The sequence below is a fragment of the Gallalistipes aquisgranensis genome, from assembly GCF_014982715.1.
GTDB classification, from domain to species: Bacteria; Bacteroidota; Bacteroidia; order Bacteroidales; family Rikenellaceae; genus Gallalistipes; species Gallalistipes aquisgranensis.
The window spans coordinates 1,196,766-1,213,712 of sequence record NZ_JADCJY010000001.1 but is presented as its reverse complement, the minus strand read 5'-3'; the positions used below and the strand labels follow the sequence as shown (position 1 = coordinate 1,213,712).

13 protein-coding genes and 2 pseudogenes are annotated in these 16,947 nt (G+C 55.4%); 7 read left to right on the top strand and 8 right to left on the bottom strand.

Going from position 1 to position 16,947, the window contains the following annotated elements:
- Positions 1 to 66 precede the first annotated feature (66 nt).
- The 3 genes and pseudogenes from INF32_RS04760 to INF32_RS04750 form a co-directional block, all read right to left on the bottom strand.
- Positions 67 to 258 carry a hypothetical protein gene (locus tag INF32_RS04760; RefSeq protein WP_226387257.1) on the bottom strand — a complete coding sequence of 64 codons (192 nt, stop codon included), beginning with the start codon at positions 256 to 258 and terminating at the stop codon, positions 67 to 69.
- A gap of 232 nt (positions 259 to 490) precedes the next feature.
- On the bottom strand, positions 491 to 1,354 hold the full coding sequence (locus INF32_RS04755) for an aldo/keto reductase (RefSeq protein WP_226387256.1): 864 nt from the start codon (positions 1,352 to 1,354) through the stop codon (positions 491 to 493).
- Positions 1,354 to 2,201: pseudogene (locus tag INF32_RS04750) on the bottom strand (aldo/keto reductase). The gene INF32_RS04755 and the pseudogene INF32_RS04750 overlap by 1 nt, the downstream one beginning before the upstream one ends.
- Before the next feature lie 139 nt (positions 2,202 to 2,340).
- Here INF32_RS04750 and INF32_RS04745 point away from each other — a divergent pair.
- The 4 genes and pseudogenes from INF32_RS04745 to INF32_RS04730 all read left to right on the top strand — a co-directional run bounded on the left by INF32_RS04745 (position 2,341) and on the right by INF32_RS04730 (position 5,244).
- A complete protein-coding gene (locus INF32_RS04745; protein ID WP_226387255.1) occupies positions 2,341 to 3,171 on the top strand; it encodes a helix-turn-helix domain-containing protein in 831 nt (276 codons plus the stop codon).
- Between the two features lie 111 nt (positions 3,172 to 3,282).
- Positions 3,283 to 4,116: a helix-turn-helix domain-containing protein gene (locus tag INF32_RS04740; RefSeq protein WP_394368317.1), complete on the top strand. Its 834-nt coding sequence runs from the start codon at positions 3,283 to 3,285 to the stop codon at positions 4,114 to 4,116.
- Positions 4,117 to 4,220: 104 nt separating this feature from the next.
- Positions 4,221 to 4,571, top strand: a pseudogene (locus tag INF32_RS04735) (SDR family NAD(P)-dependent oxidoreductase); the annotation flags it as partial.
- Positions 4,572 to 4,665: 94 nt separating this feature from the next.
- On the top strand, positions 4,666 to 5,244 hold the full coding sequence (locus tag INF32_RS04730; protein WP_226387254.1) for a DapH/DapD/GlmU-related protein: 579 nt from the start codon (positions 4,666 to 4,668) through the stop codon (positions 5,242 to 5,244).
- A 94-nt stretch (positions 5,245 to 5,338) separates the two neighbouring features.
- Here INF32_RS04730 and INF32_RS04725 read toward each other — a convergent pair whose 3' ends face one another.
- From INF32_RS04725 to INF32_RS04705, 5 genes are all read right to left on the bottom strand, one after another.
- Entirely contained in the window at positions 5,339 to 6,514 is a 1,176-nt protein-coding gene (locus INF32_RS04725) for an iron-containing alcohol dehydrogenase (RefSeq protein WP_226387253.1), read from the bottom strand.
- A 134-nt stretch (positions 6,515 to 6,648) separates the two neighbouring features.
- Positions 6,649 to 7,296, bottom strand: coding sequence for a CatA-like O-acetyltransferase (locus INF32_RS04720; protein ID WP_226387252.1), 648 nt, complete (start codon positions 7,294 to 7,296; stop codon positions 6,649 to 6,651).
- 116 nt (positions 7,297 to 7,412) lie between these two features.
- Complete coding sequence (locus tag INF32_RS04715) at positions 7,413 to 9,917, bottom strand: excinuclease ABC subunit UvrA (RefSeq protein WP_226387251.1); 2,505 nt, start codon at positions 9,915 to 9,917, stop codon at positions 7,413 to 7,415.
- A gap of 38 nt (positions 9,918 to 9,955) precedes the next feature.
- The gene (locus tag INF32_RS04710) at positions 9,956 to 10,774 is read right to left on the bottom strand and encodes an AraC family transcriptional regulator (RefSeq protein WP_226387250.1); all 819 of its coding nucleotides are present in this window, start codon (positions 10,772 to 10,774) and stop codon (positions 9,956 to 9,958) included.
- A gap of 101 nt (positions 10,775 to 10,875) precedes the next feature.
- Positions 10,876 to 11,127, bottom strand: coding sequence for a conjugal transfer protein TraO (locus INF32_RS04705; protein WP_226387249.1), 252 nt, complete (start codon positions 11,125 to 11,127; stop codon positions 10,876 to 10,878).
- A gap of 202 nt (positions 11,128 to 11,329) precedes the next feature.
- Here INF32_RS04705 and INF32_RS04700 point away from each other — a divergent pair, with 202 nt between their 5' ends.
- From INF32_RS04700 to INF32_RS04690, 3 genes are read left to right on the top strand one after another with little or no spacing between them, the layout of a single operon-like run.
- Entirely contained in the window at positions 11,330 to 14,185 is a 2,856-nt protein-coding gene (locus tag INF32_RS04700) for a TonB-dependent receptor (protein WP_394368328.1), read from the top strand.
- Between the two features lie 6 nt (positions 14,186 to 14,191).
- Positions 14,192 to 15,421: a DUF4876 domain-containing protein gene (locus INF32_RS04695; RefSeq protein ID WP_226387247.1), complete on the top strand. Its 1,230-nt coding sequence runs from the start codon at positions 14,192 to 14,194 to the stop codon at positions 15,419 to 15,421.
- The gene (locus INF32_RS04690) at positions 15,414 to 16,922 is read left to right on the top strand and encodes a DUF6850 family outer membrane beta-barrel protein (RefSeq protein WP_226387246.1); all 1,509 of its coding nucleotides are present in this window, start codon (positions 15,414 to 15,416) and stop codon (positions 16,920 to 16,922) included. The genes INF32_RS04695 and INF32_RS04690 overlap by 8 nt, the downstream gene beginning before the upstream one ends.
- The last annotated feature ends 25 nt before the right edge of the window (positions 16,923 to 16,947 follow it).

Here is a 16,947-nt window from a genome sequence, read left to right as displayed (position 1 = left end):
AAACAGTTTTTCCCATCTCGTATGCGCGGACCAATGCCGTGTGTCCCTTGATTTCTTCGGGGTCATTCACTCCTCCTGCAAAGACCGAACCGGCAGACGTGCGAGCTCATGGCCGTCTATCCAGCCACCTAATCCGGCTATGGTACGCTCCGGAACGTAGGATTCGTTCTCGGCCGCTCCTTTTGTAAAGGCTTCGGCAAGTGCGTCCGAATTACTGACATGGCGCAGACTGGAGGTGATAATCAATACGTTATTCATTATTTGCCTCTTGAATGAACATTCGACTTGTTTTTGTTTATAAATACAAAGGTAAACGAAAAGCCCCATAGCATGATTCTGTGAGGCTCAAATATCATTGTTGAAAAGGTCGATTTGTTTGTAGGGTATATTGTCGTAAGGATAGGAAAATTCCCGCAACGAGGGAAACATCGTTACGGGAATCTTGAAAATACAAGTAGTGTATAGTTGGTTTTAAGAAATCACACAAGCCTTACTGTTTATCGGGATTGAACTGCCGGTCGTAGCCCAGCAAATACTTCGCTAATGCAGGGTCGTTAAAATCTGCCGTCAGCGGTTTGCCGTCGTCCAACTTGCGAATGGCATCACGTTCTTCGTCCGTCAGTTCAAAGTCGTCGAGGGCGAGGTTGCTGGCCATACGCTCCTTATGCGTGGTCTTGGGGATGGCGATGATGCCTTCGTCCGTCAGGTACTTCAAGGCAACCTGCGCATTGTCTTTACCGTGTTTTGCACCGACGGCACGCAGCGTTTCATTGGTAAAGAATCCGTTTGCTCCCTGAGCCAAAGGCCCCCATGCCATGATGCGCGTACCGTAGGGATTCACCAGTTTGCGCATCTTTGCCTGCTGGCAGAACACGTGTGTTTCCAATTGTACAACGGCAGGTTTTACTTCCATATTCTCGGCCAGGTCGATAAAACGGGCATCGTAGAAGTTGCTCAATCCGATGGCACGGACTTTCCCTGTTTTGCAAGCCTTCTGCATAGCGCGGTAGGTACCATAATAGTCGCCAAAAGGCTGATGGACGAGTAGCAGGTCGATATAATCGGTCCGGAGCTTGCGGAGCGATTCGTCGATGCTCCGTGCCGCCCGCTCTTCGCCTGCATTAGAAATCCACACTTTGGTGGTCAGGAACAGTTCTGTGCGTGGAATGCCGCTCCGGCGGATAGCATTGCCTACGCCTTCTTCGTTGTAATATGCCTGTGCCGTGTCGATAGAGCGGTAGCCCGTGTCGATGGCATCCATCACGCAACGTTCGCATTCATCGGGTGAAATCTGAAATACGCCGTAACCTATGATGGGCATTTCAATGCCGTTATTCAGTGTAATGGTTTTCATTATTCATGTATTTTATGAGTTCCTATTCCTTTTACTGTCTGTAAATCCATATCGTCGTAGATGGGACTGTGTCCGGTATCCAGCCCGGCAATGGCTTGCATCTCCTCGTCCGTAAGGGTAAAATCGAAGATGGCAAGATTCTCCGCCATGCGTTCACGGCGCACGGTCTTGGGGATAACCACCACATTCCGCTGGTTCAGCCAGCGCAGGATGACGTTGCCCACCGTCTTGCCGTGTCTGGCAGCAATGGCTTTTAAGGTGGGGTGTTCCAGATGTCGTTCTGCCCTTCGGCAAAAGGTGCCCACGCTTCGTGCTGTATGCCCTCTTGGCTGAGGAAGTGGTTGGCTGCCTGTTGCTGAAAGAAGGGATGCGTCTCCAGCTGATTGACGGCAGGTTTCACTTCGTTGTGCAGGAAGAGGTCTTGCAGGCGTTCGCTGCTGAAGCTCGTCACCCCGATGGCACGGATGCATCCTTCCTTATAGAGTCGTTCCGCTGCCCGCCACGCTGCATAATAGTTGCCATACGGCTTATGCAGCAGATAAAGGTCGAGATAATCCAGTCCGAGCTTCTTCATCGAGAGGTCGAAGGCTCTCAAGGCGTCGTCGTACTCGTAGTCCTGCACCCACAACTTGGTGGTTATGAACACGTCCTCTCGTTTCAGCCCACTGTGCCGCAAGGCATTGCCCACCTGTTCCTCGTTGAAATAAGAGGCGGCTGTGTCTATCATCCGGTAGCCCACTTCAAATGCATCGGTCACGATACGCTCCGTTTCGTTTACGGGAATCTGGAAGACGCCGAAACCGATGGACGGCATCATCACTCCGTTGTTCAATCTTACTTGTTTCATACTGCTTCCGTATTTTTGAATCATGTGACAAAATTACAGACTATCGGGGAGAGCCTTGATGCAAAATCGGTGGGGAAATTTTCACTTTTCGTGGTTTTTACCTAAATTCGGCTCATCACTCCGCAATCACAGAAAGCGTATGGAGCAACCGATATGGAATAGGATTTTCTTCATGGATTCGATTCAGGCCTACGATGCCAGGCGGTATCCCCAATGTGTGATTCATATCCTTTGTACGAAAGGGAGCATGAGCTTCCGCTTCCAGAATGTGCATTATAATATCGTGGCTGGCGATTACGTTATACTGACCAATATGTCGCTGGCTTCCGGTTTCTCCGAGTCGGAAGATTACCGGGCCTTGACGATGGGACTGTCCGAGCCGTTTGTCCTGTCGATGGCCATACGCAACAATTACGGCATTATCGGGCATCTGGGCCTGTTGCAGAATCCGGTGATGAAACTCTCCCCGCACGACTTCCGGAAATGTGTGGACGACATGGAACGGCTCCGCGAGAGATTGACAGACGGTGAACCGCACCTGTTCCGCGAAGAGATGCTGGGTTACCTGCTGATGGCGCATATCATGGATTTGTATGACATCCATGCACGTGGACAGGCTTCCCGGCAAGTATCCGAACATACCGCCCGACTGCTGCAACAGTTTATCGAATTGCTGTACAACGGAGAGTATATCCGGCATCGGGATGTACCATACTATGCTTCCATACTTTGTATAACCCCTCACTATCTTTCCGAGATATGCAGAAAAGCCTGCGGCAAGCCGGCCACCTATTGGATTGACCGCTTCACCCTCCATGAAATCACGAACCTGCTGTGCCAAAAAGAACTGTCGCTAACGGAAATAGCCGCACGCATGAACTTCTCGTCCGTCTCCTATTTCAGCCGTTATGTAACCAAGCATTTCCGGTTCTCGCCTAACGCTTACAGAAAGTCTGTGATTCCGAAATAAGCAATCTCGGTAACAGAGACGAAGCCCTGCTTATTTGCCTATATTTGAGCCTCACAGCAAATAATCTGTTTGGTGTAAATGATTACCTTTGCCAACAAAAAAAGATTGAAGATGGAGAAAGGCTGTCTGAAAGGAATCAATACGTTACGCTACTCGGATATTTTTCTGGCCATGTACTCTGATAATGGGAGCAGTTGCCTGCACCGCAACCATTCGCACGTGCTGGTCTATATGTATTCCGGAGAGCTGGAAATAAGGGAACGCGATAAAGTCACCAAGTTGCACAAGGGAGATTGTGCCTTTATCCGCAAGGACTTTTGCGTGCGACTTACCAAGCAGAGCTACAAAGGACAGCAGTTCAAGGCTATCTTCCTGATGTTTACCAATACATTCCTGCGTAACTTCTTCAGCCGGATAGACAAGAACAGCCTGCCGGAAAATGCCTGGCGAAGCGAAGTAAGTTTGCGGAAACTGCCTTCCAGCCGTCCCGACATCGTAAGCCTGTTCGAGTCCATGACCCCTTATTTCGATTCCGGCATCCGGCCCACGGACGAACTGCTGGAACTGAAAATGACCGAAGGAATGTACGTGCTTCTGAATACGGACAAGAACCTGTATGCCTCGCTTTTCGACTTTACCGACCCGTGGAAAATCGACATCATGGGCTTTATGGAGCAGAACTACATGAATGACCTTACATTGGAGGAGATGGCCAATTACACGGGCCGGAGCCTTGCCACTTTCAAGCGTGATTTCTGCAAAGTAAGCGACCTGTCCCCGCAGAAGTGGGTAATACGTCGAAGGCTGGAAGCCGCACACGAACTCATCCGTTCTGGTACGCAAAAAGTAACCGATGTTTGTTTCAAGGTAGGTTTCAAGAACCTATCGCACTTCTCGAAGGCATACAAAGGACTGTACGGACATTCTCCTGTCCACAGCATCTAATATGTTGTTTGAGCTTTACGGCAAAATACTTTGAGCCGACAAGCAAAGTCTTTTTCGACAAGATCCGCTACTTTTGCACCAGAATCTTAAAACAAGATACAACTATGGATGCAAAAGGACTGAAAACGGCATTGGTAGCCGGTGCGGGAATGGGTATCGGGCTGGCGTGTGCCGACTCGTGTGCACGCGCAGGGTACATTACGCTATTGGCAGACATTAATGAACCGAAGGAGCAGGCGGCCAGACTGGTAGCGGAGGGATGTCAGGCGGTGGCTTGTCGTATAGACATGGCAGACACACAGGCAGTAAAGAAGATGACAGCCTGGATTGTCCCGAATTATGGGTATTTGGAGGCCGCTCACAACAATGCGGGCATTCAGACACCGCAACGCCCGATGACCGAGATTACCGATGAAGAGTTCGATCGTACGGTGGCCGTTGATTTGAAAGGTGTATGAAGCTGTATGCGTTATGACATTTTCCAGATGCAGAAGCAGGGTGGTATTACCATTAGATAACCGAATTTACAACTGATAATAGAAAAGGACAATGGAAGATATTTTCAAGAAAGACTTGTCTGGAGCGATGGTTTCCCCGGACGAACCCGGTTACGATCAACTGATAAACGTCATCTTTGACACGATGAAGACTGCTGCGGAAATGAACGCGAAAGGTTGGCTCTCGCCGGAAGAGGTACACGACTACCTGCACCGCATTACGGGCAGGGAGATTGACCCCAGTACCACGCTATTACCTCCGTTTTACGTGGATTACGGCAAGAATATCCACATCGGTAAAGGTTGCTGGATTCAGCAGGGCTGTACCTTTTTCGACCGTGGTGGCATTACCATCGGCGACGGTGTGTTCATTGCCCCGAAAGTAAATCTCATAACGATCAACCACGATCCGAACCCGGACAATCGTAGCGCGACCTACGGCCGCCCCATCGTCATAGAAGACAAGGTGTGGATTGGCATAGGCTCGACCGTCCTGCCCGGTGTACGGATCGGTTACGGTTCCATTATTGGTGCCAACAGTGTGGTAACGCACGATGTTCCGCCAATGACCGTAGTAGGCGGTAATCCGGCGAAGTTCATCAAAAAGATTGGTGCCGAAAGCAGGAAGTAAACGTTACGCTTTATCGGGAAGCAGATCAGCTTAAAACAATGAGGACCGGCAGAAGTCAATCTTCTGTCGGTCCTTGTTTTATTATCCCTGTTTCTTATCTGTATGCCCTCTCGAAGATGCGTGTACAATCCTCGTGCGTCATTTCGCAAGGATTGGCGGCAAAGAGACCTCCCATTGTCTCTCGGGCGTTACGGGCCAGCGTGTTGCATTCCTCTTTTGTTATGCCGTAGTCGCTCATCTTCAGATTATCCACGCCACAGGCTTTCTGCAATTCGGCAAGAGCGGTCAGGAAATCTTCCGGCTTATCAGCCTCCTTCATGCCCATCGCACGAGCCATCTTGACGAACTGTCTGTCACAGGCATGCCGCTCCACGAAAAAACGGTAGAATTCGTTGGAAATCATGATCAATCCCGCACCGTGCGGCAGGTCGTGGTGGTAGGCACTCATGGCGTGCTCCATCGAATGTTCGGCTGTGGTACTGGTAAGCTGCATGGTCAGTCCTGCAATGGTACTGCCGTAGGCCACCGCTTCACGGGCTTCCATGTCGTTACCGTCCTTCACTGCACGGGGCAGATATTTGGCAATATGTTCGATGGCCGACAACGCTATCGGTTCACTCAACACATTCACAAAACGGCTAATCATTACTTCCGTATTATGGAACAGGGCGTCGAATCCTTGATAAGCAGTGTACCTGGCAGGAACGGTGCACATCAGTTCCGGGTCCACAATGGCAAGCACGGGGGTCAGTTCCGGTGTGCCGAAACCGATTTTTTCGTTGGTCTCGTGGTTGGAGATGACGCCCCAGCAGTTGATTTCCGAGCCTGTGCCCGATGTGGTGGCAATGGTCACGATGGGAAGCCCCGGATACTGCAAGGGGTGTGCTTTGCCCGTACCTCCGCACACATAATCCCACAGGTCGCCGGGATTGGTCGCCATAGCCGCCACCGCTACGGCCGAATCGAGTACGGCACCGCCTCCCAATGCAAGGATAAAGTCGCAGGCGTTCTCCTTAGCGCAGGCGGCTGCTTCCATCACGACTTCTTTTGAGGGATTTTCGTGAATATTGTTGCAGATGGTGTAGGCGACACCAGCCTTATCCAGTTGAGCTGTCACACGGTCGAGCGTGCCATTAACCTTTACGGACTTTCCGCTTGAAATCAGCAATAATGCTCTCTTTCCCGGCAGTTTTTGGTCGCCGAGTTCATTCAACTTACCGCGACCGAACAACAGTTTGGTCGGCGTGAAAAGATTAAAATCCATGTTCATCGTTTTATCTCCTTTTAGACATTTATCCTTGGTTACGGATGCAAAGGTAAAGCAAAAGCCCCACAACCGAATTGTTGTGAGGCTCAAATCGTATTGGTGAAAAGGTCAAATTGAAGACCGATAAAAAGGGGTGTTCACATCCGGTCGGCAATCTCTTGCATGTCATTGATGAGCTTGCAGGTATGATAGCCGTCAGCCACGGCATGGCTTACAAAGACGGAAACTGGAATCTTCGTCCGAGTGCCCTCCTCAGTGAATTTTCCGAATCTGATGAGCGGGAACAGGAACAAGTTGTCCGTATAGGTGTCTTGCGAAAAGGAGGTGAAACTGAGCCACGGCAGGCACGACACAGGGCAGAAATTGGCAGGTTGTCCGGGTCGTGCCTTGATGACTCCGGTTACGTTACGATACCGATCCATGTCCTCTACAACAGTACGGTAAAACATGTCGAGGTCGGTATGATATTCGCTCCAGATATCGGTAAATGTCTGGTTTTCGGAATGGAAAAGCGTGTAGCTCGGTACTACTTCCTCCCAGTACCCCAGTTCGCCTTCGGTATTGAAGCTCATGCGGAACTCCTTGTTTTGATTGACCGCATGCATGATGACGTACAGCATCAGCGGAAAGAAGCGCAATTCCCTTTCCTGTTGTACTTTCCGCAAATGTGTGATGTCAAGGCAGGCATTCAGGTTGTACTTGCATTTGATTTGAGAGAAATAGTACTCGAAGTAGATATTTCGCTCCCAAGAAGTTCGGTCAATGACGTGAAAAGTGGTGTCCATATTGCAGTTATTTGATTCACATTATTCGGCCGCCCCCGTCGTCGGTACGATACCGTACTGTTTCTTGAACGCTGCCGAGAAATGCGACTGATTTCCGGAAACTCTCAAAATTCAGGTCAGATGAACCGTCCGGTAACGCTGTCTGGGCAGCGGCGGATGTCGTCGGGAGTACCGGCAGCGACGATGCGGCCGCCGTCCTCGCCGCCGCCGGGGCCCATGTCGATAATGTAGTCGGCCGAGCGGATGACATCCTGGTCGTGCTCGATGACGATGACAGTCGCGCCCCGGTCTATCAGCCGCTGGAATACCTGCAGGAGAATCCGGACATCGGATGGATGCAGACCGATGGTCGGCTCGTCGAACACGAATACCGAATCGTCCTGCTCCCTGCCTATCTCGCTGGCCAGTTTGAGACGTTGGGCCTCACCGCCCGAAAGTCCGGGAGTCTGCTCGCCGAGAGTAAGGTATCCGAGGCCGAGGTCATGGAGCACCTGCAGACGCTGACACACAGTCCGCAAGTCTCCGCAGGCTACCATCGCATCATCCACATCCATGGCCATCAACTCCGGAAGTGAATGGAATGCACCCTCGCTGTTCTCCCGTCGTATCCTGTAGGCCGCCTTGGAATAGCGCGAGCCCCTGCAGTCCGGACACGGAATATCCACATCCGGCAGAAACTGCACGTCGAGGCTTATCACTCCCGTACCGTCGCAGGTCGGACAGCGCAGCCGGCCGGTATTGTAGGAGAAATCCCCGTTCTTCCATCCCCCGGCCTTTGCCTCCGGAATACGGGCATAGACCTTGCGGAGCTCATCGTGGACATCGGCGTAAGTAGCTACAGTCGAGCGGATATTGATGCCGATGGGCGAAGCGTCTATCAGCTTGGCGTGACGGATGCCGTCGGCGCGGATCTCCCGCACGTGGTCCGGCAGCTTCCCTCCGGAGACTATTGTCTGCAGGGCCGGTACCAGACTCTCCAGTATGAGGGTCGTTTTGCCCGAGCCGGAGACTCCTGTCACCACAGTCAGACGGCCCTTGGGAATATCTACTTCCAACGACCTCACGGTATGCACCGGGCCGGTGGACAGGTGTATGCGGCCTTGGGCGAACAACTCCGCCTCCGAAGTCCGCTGTCGGGCATTTACCACAGCAGCCTTGCTCAGGAACGGTCCTATCTTCGATGCGTTATTCCGCTCTATATCCTCCAGCGTACCCTCGGCTATCACCTGCCCGCCCGAGGAACCGGCTCCCGGCCCCATCTCTATCATCCAGTCTGCCTCAGCCAGTATCTGCGTATCATGGTCCACCAGCACAATGGAATTGCCGTCCGCTATCAGGTCCTTCATTACCCCGGCCAGTCCCACGATGTTGGCCGGATGCAGGCCGATGGAAGGCTCGTCCAGAACATAAAGTACTCCGGTGGTACGGTTGCGCACCGCCCGTGCCAGTTGCATCCGTTGCCGCTCTCCCGTAGAAAGGGTCGATGCCGCGCGGTCGAGGCTCAGATAGCCCACTCCTAAATCCAGCAGACGCACCGAGGCATCGAGGAAGGATTCGCAGATCCGCTCCGCCATCGGGCGCATCTCTTCCGGTAGGGAGGCCGGCACACCCCCTACCCATTCCGCCAGTTCCCGCAGGCTCATCCGGCTGGCCTCGTCTATGGAGATACCCCGGACTTTCGGAGCGCGGGCGGCCTCCGAGAAACGCGAGCCTCCGCAGTCCGGGCACGGTCCGGCCTTCAGAAACTTTTCCACCCGTTTCATCCCCTTCTCGTCCTTGACTTTGGACAAGGCGTTCTGTACGGTATAGACGGCATTGAAATAAGTGAAATCCAGTTCGCCGGCCTGATTGGTGTTCTTCGAATGGTAGAATATATGCTTCTTTTCGGCCGGTCCGTGAAAGACAATCTCTCTTTCCTCCGGAGTCAGTTGGTTGAAAGGCACGTCCGTGCGCACGCCCATCGCCCGGCAGACGTCGGTCATCAGCGACCACATCAGGGCATTCCACGGAGCCACAGCACCCTGGTCGATGCTCAGCGTCTCGTCCGGAACAAGGGTGGACTCATCCACGGTACGGACAGTCCCGGTACCGTCGCAAGACGGGCAGGCCCCGCTGCTGTTGAAAGACAATTCCTCCGCGCCAGGTGCGAAGAAATGCGCTCCGCATTCCGGGCAGACCAACTCCAGCCCGGCGGCGACATTCAGCGAAGGCTGCACGTAATGTCCGTTGGGGCAGCGGTGGGAGGCCAGCCGCGAGTAAATCAGGCGCAGCATGTTGAGTAGCTCCGTACCGGTGCCGAAAGTGCTGCGGATGCCCGGAACGGCCGGACGCTGGTGCATGGCCAGGGCCGCCGGCACGTACAGCACCTCGTCTACACCGGCACGGGTGGCCTGGGTCATTCTCCTGCGGGTATAGGTCGAAAGCGACTCCAGATACCTCCGTGATCCTTCCGCATACAGCACCCCGAGCGCCAGCGAGCTCTTGCCTGAACCGGACACCCCCGCGATGCCGACTATTTTCCCAAGCGGCACGTCTACATCGATGTTTTTCAGATTGTGTACCCTCGCTCCGCGCACCTCTATTCTGTCCGGTCTCTCATTTCCCTTATTATCCCTTTCCATAATTTCACAAATGCAAATGTTCCCGCAAAATTAAATAGCTATATAATTGCGGCAACAGCCGTCGGTGCGATGCCGTATTGTTTTTTGAACGCTGCGGAGAAATGGGACTGGTTCTTGAATCCCACGCTCGTATAGACATCCACGATTTTCTTTCCGCCTTCCTGCATCATGGCGTAGGCCACTTCGAGCCGTTTGCGGATAAGCCACTTTTCGGGCGTCAGGTCGCTGATCTTCTTGAAATCCCGCTTGAAGGTGGCGAGACTCCGTCCGGTATAGTGCGCCAGTTCCTCCATCGAGAACTCGTACATGTAATTCTTGTTCATGAAGTCCAGAATGTCGATTTTCCACGGTTCGTTGAAGTCGAACAAGGTGGGAGCGAACCGCTCGTCAATATGGAGCAGGGCCAGCAAGCCCTCCTGCAGTTTCAGTTGCATGAAATCGTCCTGTGGCTTCACTTTCGGATCGAAAAATGGGGTCAGCGAGGCAAAAAGGCTCGTTATCTCTGCCGTCTTGGGCAGTTTGACGACTCCCGATTCGAGTTTCGGTGTATTGGACGGAACCTTATACCGTTCGAACTTCGAGTACATCTCCCGCAGGAAACTGCGGGTAAAATTCAGGAATATCCCGCAATACCTCTCCCCGTCGAAAGGTTTTTTGTACATGGTAATGTGGTGGTCGCGCGGAATAAAGACGCACTCGCCCTTGCCGACATGGATCTGTTCCTTGCCGTTTTCCAGTATCATCTCGCCTGAATAGACATAGTTCATTGCATACTCCCGCGAGCGGTGGATGCAACCGCCGATGTCGTCATAAAAGAAACTGAAAAACACGTCCTCATAGTTAAATATGAGTTTCATCGGGCCGAGGTTTTCTTCTGTTGATTGCCCTTGTTTCATAACTTATCCTTTCTTCTGACACAAAAATACAAAATCATTCATTAGTTTTATTGTCCTACGGCTCATTTATAGTCCTTTTGCAGCCATGCGGCCTCGAAGCTCCAGCGCGAGTGCTCCCGGCTCCAGCGGTTCAGGGCCACGCCGCACCAGATACGGGGCGCCCCCCTGTTGTCGCGTATCAGAAATCCGTCCGCCGGACCCGCAGCCAGCTCCACGGCCAACAGCCCCGGCAGCCCCCGCTGCGCGGCGGCGGGCAGCGTCCCGAGCATTACCGATGCCAGGGCTGCCGACAATATGCGACAACCTCGTCCCATCCTATTTCAGCTTCAGGTCGTTGACATACGAGGCATGGACCATAAGAAGGGGGGGCGGGGAACCGGATATTCGGGCGGTTTCGGCCGCCTTTTTTGTCTGGTGCCTACATTTGTGGATAGAGCGGTTCGGGAAATACCTATTTGTGGGGATTGATTCCGATGGTGTTTTCTCCGGAAATTTGCACTGAATTTTCGGAGAATGATGTTGAGTCAGATACAAATAGTCGGGAGTGTCCGTTTCAGACGGGTCGTCTTGCTGATAACCAGTGTGTTGTCCGTTGCTGCCGCTGTGTCCGCCCCGGCGGATCCGCTCCGGCGCATCGCGGGAAGGGTGAGGGACGCCGAGTCGGGAGAAGCGATAGGGGGCGCATCCGTCGTGCTGGAGGGCACCTATCTCTGGGCCACGTCCGGACGCGACGGGCGGTTCGTCATCGAAGGGATTCCAGAGGGCGATTATGTGCTGGAGGTCTCTTTCTTAGGGTATGCCAAAGTCTCCCGCCCCCTCGATATCCGCGGGGATGCGGACAGCCTCGACATACGGATGCGGGCGATGTCGCTGGAGATCGGCGACGTGGTGGTGACCGCCCAGGCCCGTCCGCAGAGTCTGAATACGACACTGGTGATCGGGAGGAACGCCCTCGACCACCTGCAGATGTCCAATGTCTCGGATATCGCTGCCCTGCTGCCCGGCGGCAAGACCGTCAATCCCGACCTGACCACGGCACGTGCCTTCTCCCTGCGGGGAGGAGGTTCCGATGCGGGCAATGCTCCGTTTGGTACCGTCGTGGAGGTGGACGGTGTGCGTATGGGCAACAACGCCTCTTTCGGAGCGCCGGGCGGGGCGGATACCCGGAACATTCCCGTGTCGAACATCGAATCGGTGGAGGTGATCACCGGTGTGCCGTCGGCGGAATACGGCGACCTGAACAGCGGGATCGTCCGAATCCATACCCGGAGGGGCCATACGCCGTGGAACGTCTCCACGGCCGTGAATCCGAGGACTTACCAGTTTGCCTTCTCGAAAGGGTTCGACCTGGGAGGAAACCGTGGTGCGCTCAATATCGACGGTGAGTGGACTCGGGCCACAAAGAAACTCTCCTCGCCTTATGCCTCTTATACCCGCCGCGGATTTTCGGTGGGATACAGCAACACGTTCCGCAAGGTGCTGAAACTCCGGGCCGGCGTGTCGGGCAACGTGGGCGGAATGAATACGGAGGACGATCCGGACGCCTTTACCGGCTCCTGGACCAGAGAATGGGACAATGTCGTGCGGGCCGACGTCGCGCTCGTGTGGCTGCTGAACCGGCCGTGGATCACCAATCTCAAGTTCGACGCCTCGCTGTTCTATAACGACCGGCGTACCCGCGACCATGCCTACTGTTCCGAGGCTTCGGAACAACCGGCCGCCCATGCCGCTTCGGAAGGCTATTTTCTGGCGGACAAGCTGCCCTATATCTATTTTTCGGACCAGGTGGTGGATTCCCGGGAACTGGACTATACGGCCTCGCTGAAGTACGAACTCAACGGCCGTGTCGGCCCTCTGTTCAGCCGGCTCAAGGCCGGGGTGCAGTGGAAGGCCACAGGCAACGCGGGAGAGGGGGAGTATTACCTCGATCCCCGGCTGGCGCCGCATGGCTATCGTCCTCGACCCTATTCCTCCTATCCCTACATGCACAACCTTTCGGCGTATGCCGAAGAGAATCTGACACTTCCTGTGGGACGGACCTCGCTGGAACTGATGGCCGGCGTACGGATGGAGAACGTGTTCGTCCGGGGATCGCATTACGACCATTTGAACACCTTTTCGCCGCGTTTCAATGTCCGGTGGAGGATGGGCCGCGGTGTGACCGTACGTGGAGGATGGGGCGTCACCGAAAAATTGCCTTCCTACTGGGTGCTCTATCCGGCGCAGGAGTACCGGGACATTCAGACTTTCGGATTTTCCTATGACAACAACCGTTCTTCATACGTGTATTACACCCAGCCCTATACCCTGCTGCACAACGGGAATCTGCGCTGGCAGCGCAACCACAACGCGGAGATCGGCGTGGAGGCGGAGGCCGGAGGAGTGCGGATCTCGCTGGTGGGCTATCATAACCGCACGAGGCTTCCCTATAAATATGCGAGGAGTTACACTCCGTTTTCATACAACGTGCTGCAACTGCCCGACGGGTTCTCCATGCCCTCGGATCCGGAGGTGAAGGTAGACAGCCAGACCGGGGCGGTGTACGTGCGCGGCGGACGGGAGGATTCCTGGACGGAGATGGCGCTGAAGGTGACCGACCGGACCTTCGTGGCCTCGACTTCGCCCGACAACGGGACCGACATCACCCGTCGGGGGGCGGAACTGATCGTGGATTTTCCGGAGATTGTGCCTGTCCGCACGCAGGTGCGGGTGGACGCAGCCTTCACTCAGACGGAATACGTGGACGACCAGCTTACATATTACTACAATACCGGGTGGTCGCACACGTCGATCGCAAACCGCTCTTATCAGTATGTGGGTATCTATGCGGGAGCGGACTCCTACAACGGGGAGCGGACCTGTCGGCTGGACGCCAACGTGACGGCGATCACTCATATCCCCGGAGCACGCCTCGTGGTCTCCTGCCGGTTGGAGATGGCGCTGCTGAGGCGTTCGCAGCGGCTGTCCGAGTACGGCGGACGTCCCTATGCCTTTACTGTGACGGAGGACAGCAACGTCCCTACGGGCGGGGACATTTACGGGGGAGACTCCTACACGGCCATCCGGCCCGTGGCCTACATGGATACGGACGGCAATATCCGCCCCTTCACGCAGGCCGAAGCCGACGATCCCGCCTTCGCGCACCTGATCCGCAAGTCGGGCAACGTCTATACGTTTGCCCGGGACGGGTACGATCCCTATTTCTCGGCCAACCTGAGTATCACGAAAGAGATCGGCGACCATGTGTCGCTCTCGTTCTATGCCAATAACTTTACCAATTCGCGGCGTTACGTCACCTCGTATGCGACGGGTGTGGGTGCCATATTCACCCCCGATTTCTACTACGGGCTGACCTGCCGGCTGAAATTCTGACCGAAGATGAGACGACTGTTTTTCATACCGCTGTTTGCCGCCGCACTGTGGGCGGCCGGCTGTTCCGAACCGGGGGAGGAGCTCTATTCCGGGGAGGTGCACACCCTGACGGTGCAGGCCGTGTATCCCGAGGGTTATGCGGAGATGGTCCGCGAAGGTGTCACCGTGACGGCGGAGGACATCGACCGTGGCAACTCCTACAAGGCTCCGACCGATGACGGGGGGACTGCGCGGCTGCAGCTCACCAACGGATTGTACCGCGTTATGGTAAAGGACCGCAACGGAAAGGACATTTTCAACGGGACGGCCGACATGGTCCGTGTCGTGGACCAGGATGCGGAGATCGGTCTGCCGCTGGTCCACTCCAGGGCCGGAAGCATCGTCATCAAGGAGATCTACTGCGGGGGATGCATGAAGTACCCGCAGGAGGGCAAGTACCAGTCGGACAAGTATATCATCCTGCACAACAACGATTCCGAAGTGCAGTATCTGGACAGCCTCTGCTTCGCCACGTTCGATCCCTATAATTCGCAGGGTACCAACGTGTGGGTGACGCAGGATCCGGAGACGGGGGCGAGCGTGTACCCCGATTTCGTGCCGGTGGTGCAGGCGATCTGGCAGTTCGGCGGGAACGGAAGGTCGTTTCCGCTGGAGCCCGGCGAGGATGCGGTGCTGGTGGTCTGCGGGGCGATCGACCATGCGGCACAGTATCCGCTGTCGGTGAATCTGAACCGGGAGGGTTATTTCGTATGCTATAACAACGTCTATTTCTGGAATACGCTCTACCATCCTGCTCCGGGCGACCGGATTGCTCCGGATCATTATCTGGACGTGGTGATCAAGGTGGGACAGGCCAATGCCTTCACTTTCTCCGTGTTCTCGCCCGCCGTGGCGATATTCAGGGCTCAGGGTGTCACGGTGCAGGAGTTCGTGGCCGGAGCGGAGAATGTGATACAGAAACCCGGCAGTACGGTGGACCGTATCGTCAAGATTCCACTGGAATGGGTATTGGACGGCGTGGAAGTGTTCTACGGAGGATCGTCGAACAACAAGAAACGCATCCCGCCTTCGATAGATGCCGGTTATGTGACCCAGAGCGCCCTCTATACCGGGCGGACGCTCCATCGCCGTACGGACGAGGAGGCCACCCGGGAGGCCGGCTACGAGATACTCATGGATACGAACAACTCTTCGACGGATTTTTACGAACGGGAACAACAGTCGCTGCATGATTGAACGGAGAAAAATAGCCTTGTTGTGCGCCCTGCTGCCGTTGGCGGCGGTCCTTTCGGCGCAGCCCTACGAGCGGATCGAGCGGCGCAATTTCTGGAATGCAGGGGTGAATGCCGCGGGGCTGCGGATGGACAGTGTGACCGTGTCCTATGCCGAACTGTACGGACGGGGCATGCAGGGGGAGTTCCGCGACACCTACCAGGCCCGCGAGGCGTGGAGTGCGGGGGCCGTGGCGAAGACCATTGCTCATCGTGAGCGGTACTCCATGGCGGGGTCGTTTTCGTTCGACCATACCTCCGGACGGGAAATGTGTGGTTCGATGTTCATCCGCCCGGGCTTCTATCCGGTGGATGTGTTGGAGTTTACCCCCGGGCGCAAGGACCTTCAGACCTATTCGTTCACGGGGGGAATCGCCGTAGATGCGGCTCCCCGTTGGAGACTGGGCGGAAAGATGGAGTTCCTGGCGGCCAACTGCGCCAAGCGTAAGGACCTGCGTCACACCAACTACCGGCTGGAGATGAAGGTGGCGCCCGGCGTGATGTACCACAAGGGGCGGACGGCCCTCGGACTGGCATATGTGTTCGTAAAGAACAGCGAATCGATTCGGGCCGAGGAGGTGGGGTCGACGGTGGGCACCTACTACGCTTTCCTGGACAAGGGGCTGATGTACGGTGCGTACGAAGACTGGGAGGGCAGCGGCGTCCATCTCAAGGAGTCCGGGGTGGACGGGTTTCCCGTGAAGGAGACGATGCACGGGGTTTCCGTGCAGGTGCAGCAGGGCGGCCTGTATGTCGATGCGGAGTATCTCCGTTCGGTGGGTTCGGCGGGGGAGAAACAGACGGTGTGGTTCGAATTTTCGGCCCATCGTGTCTCCTCGCATGTCGGTTACCGTTTCCGGCGGGGAGAGGTATGGCATTACCTGCGTGCGGAGTTCTCATGGAGCCGGCAGGTCAACGACGAGAACGTGCTGGGCCGGGAGACGGCCGGCGGCGTCACCGTGACCCGCGTGTACGGGTCGAACCGGATATTCGAACGCCGCCTGCTGCGCGTGAATCCCGAATACGAGGCGGTCTTTCCGAAAGGGGAGGTCCGGTTGGGAGCAGAGGTCTCGTCGCTGCGGCGGTTGGCTACACAGATGTTCCCCTACGGGACGTTGCAGACGATGACCCTGTATCGGGGGTATGTCTGCGGGGAACGCCGCGTCGGACGGTTCGACCTGAAAGGGTACGCGGCCTTCGCCTCGGGCAGCCGGACGGAGCGGGAACTGGAGGCCGCTACGGAGACGGAACCCGGCGATCCGCCCTACCGGCTCACGGAGTATCTCGACTGGCAGGACGAATACCTGTCTGCGTCCCGGGTGTCGGTAGGGGTCGGGGTGCGGTATCGTATCCCCCGGGGGGTCTACGCGGAGTTGGGGGCGACTTTCGTCCACGGGTTCGGTCTTCGGTTCGTCGGAGGGGCGAACCGCTGGGCGGAGACGCTGAAGGTGGGATATGTATTCTGACGGATGACGAGAATAATTTCAATGT